Origin of the sequence: Pseudoalteromonas sp. Of7M-16 (assembly GCF_022347805.1) — a bacterium.
GTDB lineage: Bacteria > Pseudomonadota > Gammaproteobacteria > Enterobacterales > Alteromonadaceae > Pseudoalteromonas > Pseudoalteromonas luteoviolacea_F.
Map to the genome: position 1 here is coordinate 53,620 of NZ_JAKRFY010000011.1, position 20,786 is coordinate 74,405.

Here is a 20,786-nt window from a genome sequence, read left to right on the forward strand (position 1 = left end):
AATTGACCTGAGGGTATAAAACTAAGAAAATAAGATTAGAAGAAATGAATTGAATTTAACATTTTACTAACAACGGATGTTTGGTAAGTAAGTTGGGAGTAAAGTATGAAGCTATCCTCGTCATCTGTATTATTTATTGCTGCATTGACATCAAGCCAGAGTGCGCTGGCTGACACGAATTTAATTACCAATGGTTCATTCGAACAATCAGGAAATATTTCAGGGACTTGGAAACTCTTCAATAATCTACCTGGCTGGCAACGTGCTGGTGCTCGCTTTGAGATCCAAACTGACCGCCTCGGATTAATTGCACCACAAAATGGCTCACAATATCTCGAGCTCGACTCAACGAGCAACTATACAGCGTACCAGTCCATCGCAACAGAAGCTGGAAAACGCTACGTTGTAAGCTTTTACTATTCACCCCGGGTGAGCAACAATAGCCAAACAAACCAAGCTACTGTTTCTTGGGATGGACAAGTTGTTGCAAGTTTAAATGGCACTAGTCGCGGCTGGCAGCATGTGACTGTCACTGTAACTGCTAACAGTGCTCAAAGTGTGCTGGCATTTTCTGGTAGTGGTAAGTCTGACTCTTATGGCGCATTAATTGATAATGTGTCAGTGACCGCTGATTGTGTCACAGGTTTATTTGGTATAAACAACTATGGTAACGCAGGCGACGGTTACATTTTCAACTTCAATTTAGATACCATGACTTATAGCAAAGTGGCTGGCGTTTCACACACAGCGTCTAATATCGCCAGTAAAGATGGCGTGCTGTATTTCATGGAACAAAATGACAAACAAACCAAAGCTTCTACTTTATGGTCACTCGATCTAGATGGCAATGTAGAAACTGCCGTTGCAAATGCCACTTCATGGCCAATATACCGCTCGGCGATCAGCGATGACGGCATGCATCTGCGCGCGACCAGCAAAACCTACATGTATGATTACAATCTAGAAACGGGTGCAAAAACAGTACTTGGAAAATTGAAATATGCAGGTGATGACTTCAGCCACGGTGATATTGCCTATTCTGCTGACAACAACATTTTGTATGTATTGACAGGTAAAGCACTATATACCCTTGATACCGCAGATATGAGCTTAAGTAAGATCGGCGAGCATGGCGTAAACTGGGCATCTGGTTTGGCAATTTCTGACGACGGTACCTTGTATGTTGCAGGCCGACAAAATGGACAAAATGCGAAAATTTACTCGCTCAATCCAAACACAGCGGTTGCCACCGAGCTTATGGAAGGTCCTGCCCATATTAATGACTTGACCTTCGTTGATAATTACTGCCGCTAATATTTATCGGTTCTCAAAACCAGCCTGTTGGCTGGTTTTTTTATGCCTTAAGTCAACTAATGCCATCTGGTAAGGCTTCCCCAATGCCATTACGCTGGGTATACTGACGCGTTTTTATTGCATAGTTAGTCATTACTGACTACATGCGTAGAGCTTTTGGGGACTGGCCTCCCTTTCAAAGCAAGTGTGATTTTTTGTTGGAAATAACGATAAATGACCGCTAATAATTAAAGGCCAAATAACACATTATGACTAAGTTTGGGAACAAAACATGAATTCATTACCTAATCGAGGTGAGTTTTTAGGCCATCCTAAAGGCCTATTCTTACTGTTCGGCACGGAAATGTGGGAGCGATTTGGCTACTACGGCATGCGTGCAATTTTAGTACTTTATCTAGTAGCTCAGGTACAAAACGGTGGCTTTGGTTGGACCAATGCCGATGCATTGAGTTTATACGGTACTTTTACAATGGCCGTATACTTAACGCCCCTGTTTGGTGGCTGGCTAGCAGATAACGTACTTGGACAACGCAAAGCCATCATTATTGGTGGCATCTTAATGGCCGCAGGCCACTTTATTATGGGTATTCCGCACAGTGTTGTGGCCGGTCAAGAAGAAAACGTCTTTTATATTGGCCTAACACTACTGTGTATCGGTAATGGCTTATTCAAGCCTAACATTTCCACCATGGTAGGTGATTTATACGAGGAAGGCGACAAACGTCGTGATGGTGCTTTCACTATCTTCTATATGGGTATCAACTTAGGGGGTGCATTAGGCCCTATCGTTGCGGGTTATGTTGCGTCAGAGATCAACTGGCAAGCAGGCTTTGTTGCAGCTGGTGTCGGCATGGTCATTTCTGTGGTTATGCAAATGCTACTGAGCAAAAAATACTTAGGCGACATTGGTGTTGTACCATCCGCTAAATTATCTCAGCAACAGTCAGAGTCTGGTACTAAAGAGCCTCTAACAAAAATTGAGAAAGACCGTATCCGCGTGATCTTTACTATGTCTGTATTTAGTATCATCTTTTGGATGGGCTTTGAACAAGCAGGTGGTCTAATGAACCTGTTCGCCAATGATTACACTAACCGAGTATTAATGGGCTTTGAAATCCCAGCATCTTGGTTCCAATCTTTGAACTCAATATTCATCATCATCTTTGCACCTATTGTCGCGATGATCTGGTTAAAGCTAGATAAACGCGAGCCCAATTCGCCAGTTAAGTTTGCCATAGGCTTGGTGTTTTTGGCTCTGGGCTTCCTAACCATGATGTTTGCTTTGATGACAGAAAGCGCGGCACCAGGTGGAACTCTGCAGATCAGCATGATGTGGTTAGTACTTTTCTATTTATTCCATACGCTCGGTGAATTGTGCTTGTCTCCTATCGGTCTATCAATGGTGAGTAAACTAGCGCCACTTCGCCTCGCATCTTTACTTATGGGTATTTGGTTCCTGTGTACCGCCGTGGCTAACAAAATCGCTGGATTTGTCGGTTCGTTCATTGGCGAAGGCCAAGAGGCTATGAATAACGCAATGGGTATTTTCATCGGCCTAGGTGCAACAGCACTGATCTCAGCTTTGGCAATGTACCTTTTAAGCAATAAGTTGGTTGATTGGATGCACGGTGCAGAAGGCGACAACGAACCACACACACAAGCACACTACCTCGAAAAAGAGCTTGAAGTGAGCGGTGAAAGACAATAAACCGCAAATAAAATTTACTAAAAGCCGCACTTTATAGTGCGGCTTTTTCATTTCACAGCTTCAAAACGTAAAGATAAATTTACATCATTTTGTGATATGCAGCACACACGACCAAGACCTGCAGCAACAGATCCGTGTATTGAAAAATGTGTCAAAAAAGTTAAATTCAATATAAACCATAAAGTTATAAAAAATAAAACTCATAAACTAGACAAAACACTAACCCGATTTTCTGTTCAATTACTGCATTTCAATCTAAAAAAATTGTCGATTTCCATTTTGTCTTAAAACAGCACCAAATGTGCAGTCAAATTTACAAAACGGCTAACAGTGAATTGCGGTGAAAACCTTTCACTTTAGGTCATTTTGATTAATTATCCACTGCATAAATTACAACAAGCAATCCAGTGCTTAATGCAGGAGAATGACAATGAGTGAAGTAAATAATCCTCTTGGCCTTGTAGGTATCGAATTTACTGAATACGCAACCCCAGACGCAGATTACATGGACAAAATCTTTGCTGATTTTGGTTTCTCTAAACTTAAAAAGTTTAAAGGTAAAGACATCGTTCATTACAACCAGAACGAGATCCACTTCTTACTAAATAACGAGCGTGGCGGCTTCTCTGCTGAGTTTGCTAAGTCACACGGTCCGGCTATTTGCTCAATGGGCTGGCGTGTAGAAGACGCACAAAAAGCGTTTGAAATTGCCGTAGAGCGTGGTGCAAAACCTGCAACTGATTCTGCAAACAAAGACCTACCATACCCTGCTATTTACGGTATTGGTGACAGCCTAATTTACTTCATCGATGTATTCGGTGATAAAGGTTCTATCTTCGAAAATGATTTTGAAGACCTAGCTGAGCAAAACATTGTTGAAGATAAAGGTTTCATTCGTATCGACCACCTAACTAACAATGTTTACAAAGGTACAATGGAAACATGGGCAAACTTCTATAAAGGCGTATTTGGTTTTGAAGAAGTTCGTTACTTCGACATCAAAGGTCAGAAGACTGCACTACTTTCTTACGCACTTAAGTCACCTTGTGGTACTTTCTCGATTCCAATCAATGAAGGTAAAGATGACAACAACAACCAGATCGATGAGTACCTAGACGAGTACAATGGTCCGGGCGTACAGCACCTTGCATTTTTGACAAACGACCTTGTCGGCTCTCTAGATAAGCTAGACAAAACAAATATCGCAACTTTAGATATTGTTGATCACTACTACGATACAATTTTCGACCGTGTTCCTTGGGTTGCTGAAGATAAGCAAAAGATCAAAGAACACCAGATCCTAGTAGATAGCCAGAGCGAAAACTGCTACCTACTACAGATTTTCACTAAAAACCTATTCGGTCCTATCTTTATCGAGATGATCCAACGTGTTGATGACGGTGGTTTCGGTGAAGGTAACTTCCAGGCTCTATTCGAGTCAATTGAACGTGACCAAGAGCGTCGTGGTGTGATTTAATCATCCACCAGCAAAGACAAATTAAAAAGCAGCTTTTCTAAGCTGCTTTTGCTATTTAAACTTGGCCATATTCTGGCGAAAGCACAAATTAAAATGCATAGTCATATGCAGCTTGTATAAAAAAGGAAAGACCATGTCTTTTATCAATGAAACACACGATATTAATTTAAAGAGCTGGGTTGCAAGTGCAAACCAAGCAGGTACTGATTTCCCAATTCAAAACCTACCATTTGCCTCATTTCGTCGTAAAGGCAGCAGCGAAGAGTTTCGCGGTGGTGTAGCAATTGGTAACCAGGTATTGGACCTAGCAGCGGTTGCTGCTGCAAACATTTTTGACGGTGTAGCACAAGAAGCTGTTGAAGCGGCAAACGCACAAGCGCTAAATGAATTTATGGGTCTTGGTAAAGCACATTGGTCAGGCTTGCGCCTTGCACTTTCACGTGCTTTACGCGAAGGGTCTGAGCACCAAAGTACACTTGAAGGCGCACTAGTTGCTCAAGATGACGTTGAATATGCTCTTCCGTGTCACATCGGTGACTACACTGATTTCTACACATCAATCTATCACGCAACTGCAGTAGGTAGCTTGTTCCGCCCTGATAACCCACTTCTGCCTAACTACAAATGGGTACCAATCGGTTATCATGGCCGTGCTTCATCAATCGACGTGTCAGGTCAAACTTTCCCACGTCCTAAAGGCCAAACGAAAGCACCTGATGCAGATGCGCCTTCATTCGGTCCATGTAAACGTCTTGACTATGAGCTAGAGCTTGGTATCTACCTAGGCAAAGGCAATGAGCTTGGCGATGCAATTAGCATTGCTGATGCGGAAGACCACGTATTTGGTTTCTGCCTATTCAATGACTGGTCTGCACGTGATTTACAAGCGTGGGAATACCAGCCACTGGGTCCATTCCTTGCGAAAAACTTCGCATCAACTGTTTCACCTTGGGTTGTAACAACTGAAGCATTAGCACCATACCGTACTGCATGGCATCGCGATGAGAACGACCCGCAACCAATGAGCTACCTTGAGTCTGCACAAAACCGTGAAGCGGGTGCGTTTGATATTCAAATGGATGTATTAATCGAAACAGACAAGATGCGCAGTGCGAATGAAGCGCCAAGCAAGGTTTCAGAGTCAAGCTTTAAGCACAGCTATTGGACAGTTGCGCAAATGGTTACACACCACACAGTAAATGGCTGTAATTTCCTACCTGGCGACATGCTAGGTTCTGGTACTCAGTCTGGCCCTGAGCACGAAGAAGCGGGTTCACTACTTGAGCTTTCTCGTGGTGGTAAAGAGTCTATTACTCTGAGCAACGGCGAAGAGCGCAAATTCCTTGAAGATGGTGACAAGGTAATCATGCGTGGTTGGTGTGAAGCTGATGGCTTCAACCGCATTGGCTTTGGCTCAGTAGAAGGCACTGTACTTCCAGCAAAGTAATTGAATAAAATAATTTCATTCAAATCAAAGGCGTGCATAAGCACGCCTTTTTTTTGTATTTTTATACTGGCTTTTTGTATAAAAATTGTTAGAGTTAGGCGTTATCTAAATTTTTGAGTGTTATGTTAAGCGTTATCAAAAGCCTAGTTTTTAAGCTATTTCAACCAAAGCAATTGATGTTGCGTCAAAATGGCGAAGTAAGTCTGTTGACTGTACCTTCTTGGTTACAAATAGCACTTGTAGTAAGTGTAATGACGATTTTAGCTTGGCTTGGGTTTTCAACATCGCAATATTTCTCGCAAAAAACACACTTATCGCAACTGACTAGTGAAGTTTCCCATAAAGAAGAAGCATGGCTTGATAAACACGCAGCGCTACAAGCAAAGCTGGCTCAACAACAAACACGTATTGCACAACTTGACGCACAGCATGCCGTACTCAATGAGTTGATGGCTTCATTACCGCATACCATCACCGAAGGCGAGGCTAACTCAAATGAAGTCGATGCCTCAGAGATAGATTCAAAAACAGACGAACACTTAAAGGATATTGAGCTACATCAGGAACACAGTGACGCTTTCCATCACCATGCCACTGAGCTTAACGATGCACAAACTCAGTTGCTCAAGCAGCTCCACCATTTAATTGCTAACCGGAATGAAGTGCTTTTAGCTAGTATGCAAGAAGCGGGAATTGAAGCTAATACCTCAAGCCAAGCACAAGGTGGTCCATACCATCAGGTGCAAAGTGATAAATTGCCAGCGGCATACTTACAAGCAATTGACAGCTCGGTGAGACTCAACCAGCTCGAAAGCTTAGTACAAAACCTACCTGCGAGCATGCCCGTTAGAGAAGATAAATATTATATTTCCAGTGCATTTGGATACCGCAAGGATCCGATCACAGGTCGACGTGCATACCACAAAGGAGTAGACCTAGCAGGGTGGCACAAAACAGAAATTTTAGCACCTGCAGATGGACAAGTTGTTCGAGCGGGTAAATATGGTGGCTACGGTAAATTTGTCGAAATCCAGCACGCGAATGGTGTTACGACGCGATATGGTCATTTACATACAATTAAAGTGAAAAAAGGGCAGCAAGTTCGTCAATCTGATGTCATTGCTTTGATGGGCAGCACAGGAAGAAGTACCAGTACGCACTTGCACTACGAAGTATTACAGGATAAAAAGCATATTAATCCTGTTAAACTTGCAAGAGTACTCGAACGTGTTCAATAAACTAAAGAATAATAAACCCCATACGCTCTACGTGGCCATGATATCGCCGAATACCAAAGTCATTGGAGATATCCAGTGCGATGGTGAAATTCAAGTCGATGGTGTTGTATCTGGTAACCTTGAGGTCGAACATTTGGTTATCGGAGAACAAGGCACAATAGAGGGCAATATCAAGGCGACTCAAGTTCATGTCAAAGGTACAGTCAATGGCTGTATTTCAGCACAGCAAGTTCGTTTAGAACCTACAGCAAAAGTCCATGGAGATATCATTCATGATACGCTGAGCATCGAAGCTGGAGCACACATTGAAGGCAAGCTCACGCATAAAACAGACCTATCTAATGTCACTCCAATCGAAAAGCAAGATCAGGCTTAACTTTTCGCTGTAATATACATAGTGACATCGGCGTGAAAGACTTTCACGCCTTCGGAATTAAATACTTCAACAGGCACAATAATATCTTCTTTGTCTTGCCACTCATGAGGCAATGGAATAACCGCTTCTGCTTTTAGGTCAGTATCCGCTTTTTTCAAATATTGCACTGTCATTCCTTTTGGGATCCACCTATGAGTGTGCACAGGCACAGTCGCGTCTGTGACCACACCGGCGCACAACTCGGCGAGGTTGCACTGGGCAATGGCATGGACAGTGCCTATGTGATTGTGAACCGCACGTCGATTTGGCATTTGGGCGCATATTCTACCGCTACTTAAATGCGTGATCTTGGGTTTGATTGTTGCAAAGTATGGCGCCCTTCTACAAACAGCCTTACTGAAAAGCCAATTGCCAAACGGCAGCCATTTTATTCGTTTATATATTTTTAGTAGTGAACTGGCCATATTCTATCCCGCAGATTGTTTTGACTCAAACTAACACATCAGACCAGTTAACTCTAGTGTTAAACAGGCTCCATTTTTATCTAATCGAACAACCGCGCCACAGCTTGCTATGGCCTGAGTAATCGTAGTGCGCTATAAAATTATCTAATTAAATTGTCTTGCCGCTTAATTGATATACATATTTCTTATTTATTCCTTTAAATTAATAAAATATTTCACCATGGCGGCGATTTGTCCTGTCTTTTTTCTCACCGCGCAATACAATAGCGACGAAAAGGAGACACCATGCAACACCGAACCAGCAAATCACTTATTTTTATCCTTGCCCTTTTGGTTGTTTTTTGCCCTCTTGGCATCGATTTATATTTACCCGCTTTTGTAGACATGCAAAATGCGCTCGCCGTAAGCGAAGCGAAAATCCAACAAACCGTCAGCATTTATATGCTTGCTGTTGGGCTTGGGCAGTTAATTGCGGGACCACTTGCAGACAAGTATGGGCGAAAACCGATTGCATTGTCCGGTGTAGCATTATTTATGATCGGCGCAGCACTGGCCACTTTGTCTGATACCTGGGGATCGGTGATGTTAGCGAGAGTCCTGCAAGGCCTTGGCGCATGTGCTACCTTTGTTGCCGCATTTGCCATCGTACGGGACAGCTTTGGGCACAAAGGCAGTGGCCAAATGATCACTTACCTAAATGGTATTGTATGCTTTATTCCCGCACTAGCACCTATTCTGGGCGCATGGCTTACCGTTGAATTTGGCTGGCGAAGCAACTTTGCTTTTCTATTTGTGTTTGCCGTTGTAGGCCTTGCTTTACTATGCGTCATTTTTAAAGAAACCAAGCCTGAAGACTCGATATATCAAGGCCATATTTTAGATCTACGCCGTTTTTCGCCTATGTTGAGCAGTACAAAATTTATGTTCAATGCGGCTATCACTATGGTCTGTATGTCAGCCATGTTGGTGTTTGTAGTCGGTGCGCCTGGATGGATAATGTCCCATCTAAGCTTGCCAATGGCAGATTTTACCTTGTGGTTTGCCATCAATGCCGCCATTAGTATCGTATCTAGTTTCATTGCTCCACAATTTATTAAACGTCATAGCCGTCGTGCACTGCAATTTGGCCTGAGCCTATTTTGTGGCGCTGGTTTCATCACCTTATTATTGCCTCAGATCAGCCCTTCCAATTACATGCTTCCAATGTACATGGCATCGATTGGCTTTGCTTTTACACTCGGTGCTGCCGCTGGGAATGCACTGGCTGAATTCCCAAGACAAGCGGGAACGGCTTCAGCATTAATTGGCCTAATGCAAATGAGCGGTGCTGGGCTATTAATGGCCATGACACAGCCTCTGGCACTTATCGCGCCATGGCAATTGGCACTGCATTTGTGCTTGGCAACACCATTTTTAGTTTTATTGTTTACAAAGCATAGAGAAGCTTTACACAGCGCCAGCTAATATGCAGGAATTTGCGTAGAAGTCGTAAAACTGTCATATGAGCAAGGCATAATTATACCTAATAGCTACACAGGCTGTTGTTTAAGAAGACTCACGACTTCTTTTTAGCATTTATATTTAATCAATATCCCCCAACCTTTTTATGCGGGTTTTACAATACCCGCATAGTTTTCAAAAATTGCAATAAACCATTTCCAATCATTTTCCGAATGTTTAAACTAACCGCTAACTTAATTACATCTACTTGATTATGCTTAATCCAGAATTTTTGCTCTCATTTTTGTTTGCAAGCTTTATTATTGCAATCGCCCCAGGCCCCTCAAATGCATTTTTAATGGCACAGACTTTCACCCATGGTAAAACTGCGGGTATGCAAAGCGCATTTGGTTTTGCATTAGGTGGTATCGTCCACACCATCTTTGCCGTTATTGGTTTATCGGCCATTTTAAAAGCCTCAGAAGCGGCCTATACCACAGTTCAGTACCTCGGTGCAGGTTACTTAGCTTATTTGGGCGTAATGACGTTCAAAGCCACTTTAAGTAAAACAGACCAAGGTGCACAGCAAGATACTGGAGACCTGAGCCAACCAAATAAAAATGTTACGATTCAAGCCATGATGACCGAAGTACTTAACCCAAAAGTGGCATTGTTTTTCATCGCTTTTATTCCACAATTTGTTGACACCAGTCTAGATACCTCCACCACAGTTCAATTGGCTTTATTTGGGTTACTCTACCCAATATTAGCGTTTCCGGTCGATTGCGTTTACGTATATGGAGGGGACAAAATAGCGGGCTATTTTCGTGCTCATCCACAAGCCCCTATTTGGATAGATAGGATTTCCGCGGCCATTTTTGTCGCCCTCGCGATTAACCTACTCCTGTAAGGATTGTTATGAAATATACTCGCGCCAATATTCCAGCTAAGAAACACATTGCACTAGTCGCACACGATGGGAAAAAATCTGAATTAGTAACATGGTGTAAGACGCACAAGACCAAGCTATGTAAGCACTCACTTAGTGCGACAGGTACAACGGGAAACCTGATTGAGCGAGATACAGGGTTAGAAGTGCAAAAGCTACTCAGCGGCCCCATGGGTGGAGATCAGCAAATTGGTGCTCAAATTGCTGAACAAAAAATTGATATGCTGGTATTTTTTTGGGATCCCTTGTCTTCACAGCCTCATGATCCCGATGTCAAAGCGCTGTTGCGCCTCGCCGCGGTTTGGAATATACCTGTAGCCTGTAATGAAGCCAGCGCAGATATGCTACTGACTTCTAAGTATATGGATATTGAGCTACCTAGAATGCAGCCCGATTATCCAGATTACCTTGCAACTCGGTTGCCTTAACGATAGATGCGATGAGCCCACTTAGTCAATCCGGCAGTAACACTACCGAAGTTGTCACCATTGAGCATTGGAATATCCCCAAGTGCAGTTTGTAATGCTTTTTTAAGTAATGGGGATTGAGCGCTGCCACCTGTCAGATAAATCGTATCAGGTTTCGCCCCGGCATCTGCAATAGCTTGCTCTGCAAGCGTCACCACTTGTTGCAAACTGTTGTGCACTGATTCCGTTAGCTGAGCGAGGTTGATACTTTGCACAAGCTCTGGCTCAATAAAGGACAGATCCGACTGATGTGCCTCGCACTCGCTCAATGCTATTTTCGCAAGCTCTGCCTGCCTCACAAATTGGTGCGTCATCTTATTTTCTTGCAGTACTTGCAGGCGCTTTAGCTTAGCTGGTTCACAAACATCACGCAGCATGGTACTTAGCTCTCTACCAAATGCACTGCTATAAAAGTCACTTTGTAATTGAATATCATTGATTTTGCAGGCTTGCCAAAATATTTGTTTTGGCAGTGGTAGCCCTGATTTGAACTCTCCACCTAATCCACATACGGGCATCAACTTGTGAAACGCCAGTGCAATATCTAAGTCATTCCCACCAATTCGTTTCCCGGTATGGGATAAAAAGTGAGAACTACGATCAGCACAGTCTCTGTAGCTTGGCCCCATTTGTACAAATGAACAGTCGCTGGTACCACCACCAATATCAACAACCAGTACTTTTTGGTCGTTTTGCAGGCCAGATTCAAAGTCAATCCCCGCCGCTAGGGGCTCAAATAAAAACTCTACGTCTGTAAACCCAGCCCTTTTCGCAGCCGTAGTTAAAATTGACAAAGCTTGACGATTGCTTTCAGTCCCACCTACAGCTTGAAAGTTCACTGGACGACCAATAACTGTGTGGGTCAATGAAGTACCCAGATGTTGCTCTGCTCGCTTTTTCAATTCCATTATCATCGCTGTCGCGATGTCTTCAAAAAAAGCAATTTGCTCAACTTTCAAGCCGATAGCACCGAAGAATGATTTAGGAGATTTTACGAAATAACCTTCCTCGGGCATAGAAATGTACTCTTCTATCGCGGATTGACCAACAAACACACCGCTTTCTTGTGGTAAAAGGTCTAAGTCATTGCGAGCAAACTGCGCACTCTTCAAAATACCATTTCTTTGGGCCTTATAATCAAGTAATCCATCTTGATGAAGTCCCTTCGCTACATAATCTGAGATCAGAGAGTTGTGCAATGCATATAACGTTGAAGGTAAATAATGTTTTCCGTTTTCTAAAGGCACTAAGTTTACCGAGCCATCTTGCATTATACCCATCGCACAATTTGAGCTACCGTAATCAAACCCGACGACCATTTTTACCTCACATCCAATAGAAAAAAGGACGAAATTTACCATAGCTCAAATTGATTTGAAAGTGCGTTTGCTTGCTAGATTTGCGATCTAATTCTCAAAAAGCTTGCAAACCTCGGCTTGCCATATTTAGTAAAACCCTGATATTGAAAAGTAATGGTGCTTCCTATTGGAGGAGGTGACTGTCTTTGTTCATCACTAAACCCAGTGCCAATATTAAATGTAACGCCTTCCATGGTTTTGACGGTGATCGAGCCCATCATACCTTGATATTTTCCCTTGCCTGGAACATGGGCAATCACAATGGCTTCTGCATCAAATATAGGTTTATATTTTAATACTTGAGCAGTGCGGCCAGCACGATGGCTTGCATTTTTTTCATGCAAGATAACCCCTTCTCCACCGCGTGCTAATACTTGATTAAAAAAGGCGTCTAACTCTGCCTTGGTCGAAAACTGATATTGAGGAATTGGCTTAATATGAACACTGTGGAGTCCATTGACTATTCGTTGATATTTCCCAAAACGCTGTTCAAAACTCAGTTGCGGATCAGGTGCATCAAAAATGAGGTAGTGTACTTGTTGCCAATTTTCGTGGTTTGGTACTTTTCTACGTACTAAGCTGCTGACAAAAGAAAAGTTATTGTAGCCCGCCCACAATTCACCATCCAACCAACGATTTGGTAGTACCGCAGTAAACCACTTAGGCGCATGTATAATATTTCCCGATCGCGTTTTAAGCGATTCTCCATCCCAAACGGCACGAACACCATCATACTTTTCACTCACCAGATAATGATCAACAGGCTTTTGCTCTGTGTACACCTTCGCCAGTTGTACCTCAGGACTATACTTTGAAAAAGTAATGGGGCTAAAAATAATAATAGTGGCTGTTAAAAGCCATAAGACAACTTGTTTCATGCTACTTTCCTTTGCAGATTAAAACGCTTAATAAGTATCTTCAGAGCGCAAACTTCATGTTTACAACTTTAATGACACTTATTTAAAGTAGCACTTCTACTAAACTTGTACAGTCTATCTCGGCTTGACGATTTTCTGCCACATGACGTCCAAACTCTCGCACTGCCACGTCGCCTTTGAAAAGTCTTGATCTGCGGAGTGCTGATGCGGGATCACAACTGTATTTATTCCTGCTGCTACGGCCGATGTCAAACCCGTTTGGGAGTCTTCCACAGCAATAACCTGTTGCGCATTTACATCTAATTTTGCCATCGCCATACAGTATGGTTCAGGGTGTGGCTTTGGATTGGCTACATCGTTTTTGCAGACGATACAATCAAAGAATTCGAGCAATTGATAATGTGCTAAAACAGGCAATGCCTCTTCACGTGTACTACCTGTCACCAAAGCCAACTTGTAATGTTTTGCACATAGAGAGAGAACGTCAATTGCGTGCGGCATTAGTTTAGGCTTTTGCCATGAAGCGGTTTCGACAAATTGTGTGTTTTTCTGGAGGGCTAGCTCATCGCCAGTATGAGGTAAGTTATAACGCTGCTGCAAAATATGGCCAGTTTTTACGGTCGGAACTCCCGAAAACTCATCGCAAAACACAGCCTCGCTAATAGATACACCCAAAGGCGCTAATACTTCACACCAGCTCATATAATGGAGAGCCTCGGAGTCTACTAAGGTACCATCAAAATCGAATAATATTGCCTTTAAACTCATAAACGCTCCCCATTTAGATAATTAGCCTTTAAGTGCAGCTGGCGGCTCCGCGTAAGCTTCTTCACCAGTCTCAACTTCAACTAATTCATAGCCACGCTGCTTGCGCACAACTTTTAACACCGGCTTTTCAAAAGCAGACTGTAGCCTTTCAGCATCTGCCTGTAAGTCTTCAACCGTATGACCAAAAGGAGCGGCCCCTGTCTCTGACCAGTTTGTCACCTTACCATTAATGTTGTATTCAACTTCGTGAATTTGGTATAGCGGTGATTCACTATCTTTACCTTCGCAAAAAATCACGCGATAGTTCCAAAATCCAGACATGTTTGACTCCTCTAACTTAAACTACGATGCGACTGTATCAGCTAATTCATACAGTTGCATTAAAGAAATAAAAAACCCGTGTTACTTTTGCAATAACACGGGTTTAAAAAGCGAATGATTCACATCAATTAATGATTAAAAGAAGCGAACCTTGAACTCAGCACCGATGAAACGCTCTTCATTCAACATACCAGTATTGTTGTTGAAGTCTACGCCACCAATCACAACCTGCTCATCGAATAAGTTACGTACAAATACTGACGTTTCATACTCATAGTCACCAGATGCCCAAGCATAACCAGCTCTTACACCTGTTTCGAATAAGGCTTCACCTTCAAATTCAACCGACTCATACAAGAAGAAGTTGATTTTGCTACGGTATGATGTATCTGCGTATACAAAGAAATCACCGCCTTCAAGCTCTTTCGTATAACGAAGCGTTGCATTTGCAATCCATTCAGGAGCGTGCGGTAGGCTGTTGCCATCTAACTGATACAAACCAGCCGCGTTCTTTGTATTTGTGATAGTACACTGTGCACAACCTTGGATAGCAAGACTTGGATCATCGATTTCTGTCTTGTTATAACTCAAGTTAAAGGTTGCATTTAGCTCATCAGTTAGCACCCACTCCGTATCTAGCTCAAAACCATAACCTGTAGTTTTGTCAGCGTTAACTAGACGGTTGAAGTTTGCACCACCACCAACAGCTGTAAGCTGCTGATCATTCATTTGGTAGTAGAACACAGTACCATTTACACGACCTTGACCATCAAGCACATCTGACTTAACACCAAACTCAATTGAATTCGTTGTTTCTGACTCAGCTACTGTTACTTCATCACCAAATAAGATACGCCCTTGAACACTTGGAGCACGGAAACCATTTGCTAGACGGCCAAATAGATTAACATCGTCAGTCAACTTGTAAGTTGCACTTAAATCCCAACTTACGTGGCTATCACTCGGGTTAGCAGTACCTACAATTGAGTCAGCAGCACCCACAGGGCTCTTAGTACGTTCAGCGCGGAATTCTTTCTCATCGTCTGAGTAACGAAGACCTAAAGTAACATCAAGTTTATCTGATACTGTGTAGTCAAAAGAGCCAAACACAGCCCATGCAGATGTCTCTTGGTTTTGAACTGCATAACCATTTTGCAAGCCATAATTACCTGCAGCAGCGTCAAATGCTAACGTGTCGAAGCTGTAGCTTTCAATAGTCATTTCTTCATCAAACAAGAACACACCAACCTGGTAGTTAAAGTCACCAGAATAGTTGCTTGATAAACGCAGTTCTTGCGTGTACTGATCGTGATCAGGTAATGCATCTGCTGTTTCAGAAGGGAAGAAGATCACACCAGGACCTTGTACAGGCAAGAATGCAGCACCATAACCACCATCTACGTCTGCACGCGAGTAGATTTCAGCACTTTCCCATGCAGAAATAGAGGTCACAGTATGCTCAGCGAGATCCCACTCTAATTTTAAGCTAAGGCCTTGCGTTTCAACCTGCTGTGTTGCGCGTGATGACGCATCATGAAAAACAACATCATTATCGTAAATAGGGTTAATGTTGTTCGAGCCTTTCTCAATTAAGTTTGCGCGGAAAGGAATTGGACGACCGTCTAGGTCACGAACGTGATAGTTTAAAAGACCTGTGAAGTCATCACCTTCGTATAAAAACTGGATACGAGCCGCTTTTTCACTGTAACCACCTAATGAGTCATCTTTAGCAAACTGATTGGTAACGCCTTCAGGTGAGCGAACATCAATATAATCTGGCTGCTCTTGCCATAATACTGACACACGAGTAGAAATTTTGTCAGTTAAACCAGTACCTACGGCACCTTCAAAATCCACAGATTCACGGCTGCCGTATGCTACAGAAGCATAACCATCAAACTCTTGGCTTGGTTTTACAGAGTCAAATTTAACTAGACCTGCCGGAGTGTTACGGCCAAATAATGTGCCTTGTGGGCCACGCAGTACTTCGATACGCTCAATATCGAATACCGGAAAGCCTTTCAAAATAGGGTTTTCTTGAACAACTTCATCAACGACCAATGAAACTGGCTGAGATGCGTTCAAATCGAAATCGGTGTTACCAAGACCGCGGACATAAAAGCGCGGGAATGTACGTCCAAACGAAGATTCAACCGACAAGCTCGGGATCTTAGCGTTCATAAAGCGGATATCCATACCAGCAGAACTATAGGCGTCTAAATTGTCACCTTGTAAGGCAGAAACTGAAACTGGCACTTCTTGTGCGTTTTCAACACGTTTACGTGCGGTGATTTGAATCACTTCCAGTTGATTGCTTTTTGCTTGCTCTTCTTCCGCAAGCGTAGTGAATGAAGTACCTGCCACAGCAGAGAACAACGTTGCATTAATTAGAGTTGCTAACGTAGATCTTTTCATTGCTTTCATGTTGGTTTTTGACCTTTTTAATGCACTCTTTAAGTTCAACGGTTTAATTGGGCGCCGTATCACAATGGCTATGGCGTTCAATTTTGCGCGTCAATGACAAACAACGCGGACCTCGAATTCGAGAGTGCATAACGACAAAACGAGGCTGAACGCAACGGGCGTAATTATAGCAGCATATTTTTAAAATGCTTCTAATAAACACATAAATTACACACATTTTTACAACGTTCGACGACGTTAGGTCAAATTTAACAACTTTTAGCTACAAAAAGCGGACATTTGTCCTTATAAACTGATCAATACTATGCTCAAGAAATAATTTTTTACCCATTTGATATACAAAACATCAATCTTTCATTGATAAAGCAAAATCAGAATGATTAATACTTTGGTCAATAAACCGAAACAAAATTAAGTTCCACTGGATACCATCGCCCAAAATGGTAACCGGTGTCATGAAAGCGTGCGTATCCTATCGGAATGTAAAACAAGATAAGAGGACATTAGACCTCATAAGTCACATTGCGAAAGACATTTATAAGAACATATGATCTAACAATAGTTCCGCAGCGCACTAAAAATTATTGTACTTTTTTGAGATCTAAAATTATGAGAGAGGTATGAGCTAAGTCATGTGCCATACAATATGATGGCAATTGAGACAAAACAGCAATGTTTCGTTGGGTTCAATTATATTTTTGGAGCCTGTAACCCCTTGTATTGTGCTTTATGGGTTTTTGGGCAGTATTCTATCACTGCGATGCCAGCTGTTGGGAAAATAGGCATTTCTCCCGGAACTAACTGATCGACCATATAACTGACTATTGGCATATGCGCTACGATAAGCCAAGTACTTATGTCTTCGTTCATACTAATCAAAGTTTCTAAGTAATCCACCGCAAAGGAAGCGCTACCACTGGGGATTATATCTGAGCAGGTTTCTTCAAAAGAAAACTGGTTACTCTGCCTTACGGCATCCGCTGTTTGTTGCGCTCGGGCATACGGGCTCACAAGTAATGCTCTAGGTTGGTAGGATTGAGACACCCACTGCCCCATTTCCAAAGCCTGCAATTGGCCTCTGTTTGTCAATAAACGAGCAGCATCATTTGCCTGCATTGGACCAGCTTCACCATGGCGCATGATCAATATGGTTTTCATAGCACTCCGAAAAGTATTGTATTTTTATCTCGATTCAGTAGTAAACCTAGTTGTATGTCCGCTATATTAAAACAAAATACTTAGAACTGGTAAGTGGTTTACTACTTTTAAGACTGTCTCACTTATTATATCGGCGGCGTAAACTTGAAATTAAGCAACAATGATAATAAACAATATAAGCACATAACACTGGACAATGGTCTAAGAGTTTTACTAATTACCGACTCGAGCAGTGAGAAGTCTGCAGCCTCTTTAGCTATTAACATTGGTCACTTTGACGATCCCGTAGGTCGCCAAGGTATGGCTCACTTTATTGAGCATATGCTGTTTTTGGGTACAGAGCAATACCCAATTAAAGGAGAGTTCTCTCAGGTCGTAAGTCAAAGTGGTGGAAACAGCAACGCTTGGACTGGTACTGAACATACATGCTATTTCTTCGATTGCCTAGCGAATAAATTCGATTCTTTACTGTCTCGTTTCGCGGATTTTTTCATTGCGCCGCTTTTTGAGCAAAGTGCTTTAAATGATGAGCGCAATGCCATCGATGCCGAATTTAACCTAAAAGTGAAAGATGACAATAGACGGATCATTCAAGCGCACAAAGAAACTGCAAACCCAGCTCACCCCTTTACTAAGTTCTCTGTCGGCAATCACGATACTTTGGGTGATAGCCATGGTGATATTCGCCAAGAAATCATCGACTTTTTTAACAACAATTACCAAGCCCAATGGATGACCTTAGTTCTAGCTGGTCCGCAACATCTTGATGAACTAAAGCAAATGGCCACAAGTCACTTTCAAAGGATTAAAGGCGACAAAACGTATCAAAAACCAAAGGTTGACGTTCCTTTTTATCGTGATGAAGATCTCGGCTTAAAACTTCACATAAAACCTCGCAAACATTTACAAAAACTGATTGTCAGCTTTGCCATGCCTAATATAAATGAGCTATATCGATACAAAAGCTTGAGCTTTATTGCCCACCTATTGGGCTACGAAGGTGAAGGTTCACTGTACGCAATATTGAAGAAGAACGGTTGGATAAATGCACTTTCAGCAGGCGGAGGCGTCAATGGCAGTAACTTCAAGGATTTTAATGTAAGCTTCGCACTGACAGATATTGGTATTGAATTTTACGAAGACATCGTGGAGATGTTGTTCGAATACATTAGTTTGATCACAGAACAACACCATATTCTACCCGCGTTATACGCTGACAAAAAACGCTTAATGGAGCTTGCATTTGACAACCAGGAAGTCAACAAGTTGATAGACTGGGTGAGCAATGTCAGCGTCAACATGCATCATTACAGTGAAGAAAACACATTGTATGGCGATTACTGCATGGAACGCTTTAACCAAACACTGCATACCGAACTGTTAAATTACTTATCGCCTCACAATATGCGATTGGTATTGATCCACCCAGAGACCACCGATGAACCCGGAGCAATCAATAAAATTGCCCAGTGGTATAACACGCCCTATCAAATTGCCCAGCTCAATAAAGAATGGCTCAATGCGCTTGCTCGAATCGATCAACCTTTGCCTGAAATGCGACTACCGAACGTCAACCCATACCTCAGCCAAGAAAACATTCTCTATGATATTGAGTCGACAACACATACGCCTGTCCAACTTAAAGACAGACCGGGGTTTGCGTTTTGGTTTAAACAAGATGCCACATTTAGAGTCACTAAAGGGCATTTTTACCTTGAATTAGATTCCGAAGCCTCAATCTCAAATCACAAAGCAATGGCGCTAACACGGCTGTTTGCTGATTTATTTATGGACAGTGTCGCCGAACAGTTTTATTCAGCTGAACTGGCGGGGCTTAGCTACCACCTCACTTCACACCAAGGAGGTTTGACACTGCATACTGCGGGGCTTTCATCTTGTCAGTTGAAATTAGCTTCGCAGCTTGTTGAGGCACTTCAAAAGCAGCCGATTAGCGCAACCCGATTCGCAGAGTACAAAAAGCAACTCATCAGGCATTGGCAAAATCACAATAAAAATAAACCAGTAAGTGAGCTTTTTAGTATCCTAGGTGCCAAGTTAATGCCCTGGAACCCAACACCGAATGAACTAGCTGCTGCACTCAAAAATGTGTGTTTCAATGAGTTCAATGCCTTTCGCGACTCTTTCTTTACGTCTATTCACGCTAAGGCATTCTTGCATGGCAATTGGCAAACTAAACACGCAATTGCAATACAGCAGCAGCTTTTGTGCAATTTTGCCAAGAGTGAAATTTTAGATGACTTAAAAAAGCCACTTAATACAATTGACAAACATCTTAGTGAGACAATTGCCAATGAACACAGTGAACACGCTTTTGTTCACTATATTCAAGCGCCCAGTAATAGCGTACAAGATAAAATAAAAATCATGGCGTTCAACCAGTTAATTAGCCAACATTATTTTGAAAAGCTTCGTACCGAACAACAGCTAGGTTACCTTGTTGGCGCAGGCTACGCACCATTCAATACTAGAGCTGGCATTGCCTTTTACATTCAGTCGCCAAATTACGAAAGCTCAGAACTTCTCAACTATCACCAACTGTTTTTGCAAGAGTTTGTAGACAACATTGACAGTTTAGAGCATTTGAAATGGTCAGACGTCAAGACCAGTTTAAAATCACAAATTGCTGAAAAAGACAAAAATTTGCGCTTGCGCTCGCAGCGCTTTTGGATTGCCATCGGCAACGAGGATCATACATTTTCTATGCAGTCGAAGTTATTAGATGCACTGAATCAATTGTCATTTGCAGAAATAAAGGCTTTTATTTCGACCGTTACCGATACATCCTTCCCCAGCATCACACTCCGTATAAACTAGTGAATGCTCGCTTATCAAGGTAGCTATATACCTTGCCAGCGAGCTTCATATTTGACATTTTGGTTAAAAAGGTACAAAAATCCTAAATTCTAACCGACTCTTTCCACATTTCATCAATTATGCTTTGACTCAGGATAGCTGTTTCGATTAGATTAACGATGAAT

At 42.3% G+C, this 20,786-nt stretch carries 17 protein-coding genes; 10 read left to right on the plus strand and 7 right to left on the minus strand.

The genetic code is table 11. From position 1 onward, the window contains the following. Positions 1–105 precede the first annotated feature (105 nt). The 6 genes from MHN81_RS13015 to MHN81_RS13040 all read left to right on the plus strand — a co-directional run bounded on the left by MHN81_RS13015 (position 106) and on the right by MHN81_RS13040 (position 7,560). A complete protein-coding gene (locus tag MHN81_RS13015; RefSeq protein ID WP_239425922.1) occupies positions 106–1,314 on the plus strand; it encodes a DUF642 domain-containing protein in 1,209 nt (402 codons plus the stop codon). 271 nt (positions 1,315–1,585) lie between these two features. Then, the gene (locus MHN81_RS13020) at positions 1,586–3,022 is read left to right on the plus strand and encodes a peptide MFS transporter (protein ID WP_023397641.1); all 1,437 of its coding nucleotides are present in this window, start codon (positions 1,586–1,588) and stop codon (positions 3,020–3,022) included. 430 nt (positions 3,023–3,452) lie between these two features. After that, positions 3,453–4,499, plus strand: a complete 1,047-nt coding sequence (gene hppD / locus MHN81_RS13025) for a 4-hydroxyphenylpyruvate dioxygenase (RefSeq protein ID WP_023397640.1) — start codon at positions 3,453–3,455, stop codon at positions 4,497–4,499. Between the two features lie 133 nt (positions 4,500–4,632). After that, on the plus strand, positions 4,633–5,946 hold the full coding sequence (gene fahA / locus MHN81_RS13030; RefSeq protein WP_023397639.1) for a fumarylacetoacetase: 1,314 nt from the start codon (positions 4,633–4,635) through the stop codon (positions 5,944–5,946). Between the two features lie 122 nt (positions 5,947–6,068). Next, positions 6,069–7,184 (plus strand): peptidoglycan DD-metalloendopeptidase family protein, encoded by a 1,116-nt coding sequence (locus tag MHN81_RS13035; protein ID WP_239425923.1) that lies wholly within the window; start codon positions 6,069–6,071, stop codon positions 7,182–7,184. Continuing rightward, positions 7,174–7,560: a polymer-forming cytoskeletal protein gene (locus tag MHN81_RS13040; RefSeq protein WP_239425925.1), complete on the plus strand. Its 387-nt coding sequence runs from the start codon at positions 7,174–7,176 to the stop codon at positions 7,558–7,560. The genes MHN81_RS13035 and MHN81_RS13040 overlap by 11 nt, the downstream gene beginning before the upstream one ends. On the opposite strand, the gene MHN81_RS13045 is transcribed toward MHN81_RS13040, so the two are convergent. Then, complete coding sequence (locus MHN81_RS13045; protein ID WP_239425927.1) at positions 7,557–8,024, minus strand: hotdog fold domain-containing protein; 468 nt, start codon at positions 8,022–8,024, stop codon at positions 7,557–7,559. The genes MHN81_RS13040 and MHN81_RS13045 overlap by 4 nt on opposite strands. A gap of 285 nt (positions 8,025–8,309) precedes the next feature. Between MHN81_RS13045 and MHN81_RS13050 the strand changes: the two genes are divergently transcribed. The 3 genes from MHN81_RS13050 (at position 8,310) to MHN81_RS13060 (ending at position 10,841) form a co-directional block, all read left to right on the plus strand. Next, the gene (locus tag MHN81_RS13050) at positions 8,310–9,488 is read left to right on the plus strand and encodes a multidrug effflux MFS transporter (protein WP_023397635.1); all 1,179 of its coding nucleotides are present in this window, start codon (positions 8,310–8,312) and stop codon (positions 9,486–9,488) included. 250 nt (positions 9,489–9,738) lie between these two features. Then, entirely contained in the window at positions 9,739–10,374 is a 636-nt protein-coding gene (locus MHN81_RS13055) for a LysE family translocator (RefSeq protein WP_023397634.1), read from the plus strand. An 8-nt stretch (positions 10,375–10,382) separates the two neighbouring features. Next, a complete protein-coding gene (locus tag MHN81_RS13060) occupies positions 10,383–10,841 on the plus strand; it encodes a methylglyoxal synthase (RefSeq protein ID WP_023397633.1) in 459 nt (152 codons plus the stop codon). Here the strand turns inward: MHN81_RS13060 and yegD are convergent. From yegD to sixA, 6 genes are all read right to left on the minus strand, one after another. Continuing rightward, positions 10,838–12,199, minus strand: coding sequence for a molecular chaperone (gene yegD, locus MHN81_RS13065; protein WP_239425929.1), 1,362 nt, complete (start codon positions 12,197–12,199; stop codon positions 10,838–10,840). The genes MHN81_RS13060 and yegD overlap by 4 nt on opposite strands. Positions 12,200–12,273: 74 nt before the next feature. Then, positions 12,274–13,116 (minus strand): DNA ligase, encoded by an 843-nt coding sequence (locus tag MHN81_RS13070; protein WP_239425930.1) that lies wholly within the window; start codon positions 13,114–13,116, stop codon positions 12,274–12,276. 114 nt (positions 13,117–13,230) lie between these two features. Next, the gene (locus tag MHN81_RS13075) at positions 13,231–13,884 is read right to left on the minus strand and encodes an HAD family phosphatase (RefSeq protein ID WP_239425931.1); all 654 of its coding nucleotides are present in this window, start codon (positions 13,882–13,884) and stop codon (positions 13,231–13,233) included. A gap of 21 nt (positions 13,885–13,905) precedes the next feature. Beyond that, complete coding sequence (locus tag MHN81_RS13080; RefSeq protein WP_023397629.1) at positions 13,906–14,205, minus strand: hypothetical protein; 300 nt, start codon at positions 14,203–14,205, stop codon at positions 13,906–13,908. A 135-nt stretch (positions 14,206–14,340) separates the two neighbouring features. Beyond that, on the minus strand, positions 14,341–16,629 hold the full coding sequence (locus MHN81_RS13085) for a TonB-dependent receptor (protein WP_023397628.1): 2,289 nt from the start codon (positions 16,627–16,629) through the stop codon (positions 14,341–14,343). Between the two features lie 690 nt (positions 16,630–17,319). Beyond that, a complete protein-coding gene (gene sixA / locus MHN81_RS13090) occupies positions 17,320–17,787 on the minus strand; it encodes a phosphohistidine phosphatase SixA (protein WP_239425932.1) in 468 nt (155 codons plus the stop codon). Positions 17,788–17,931: 144 nt separating this feature from the next. Between sixA and MHN81_RS13095 the strand changes: the two genes are divergently transcribed. Beyond that, positions 17,932–20,622, plus strand: a complete 2,691-nt coding sequence (locus MHN81_RS13095) for an insulinase family protein (RefSeq protein ID WP_239425933.1) — start codon at positions 17,932–17,934, stop codon at positions 20,620–20,622. Positions 20,623–20,786: the final 164 nt, after the last annotated feature.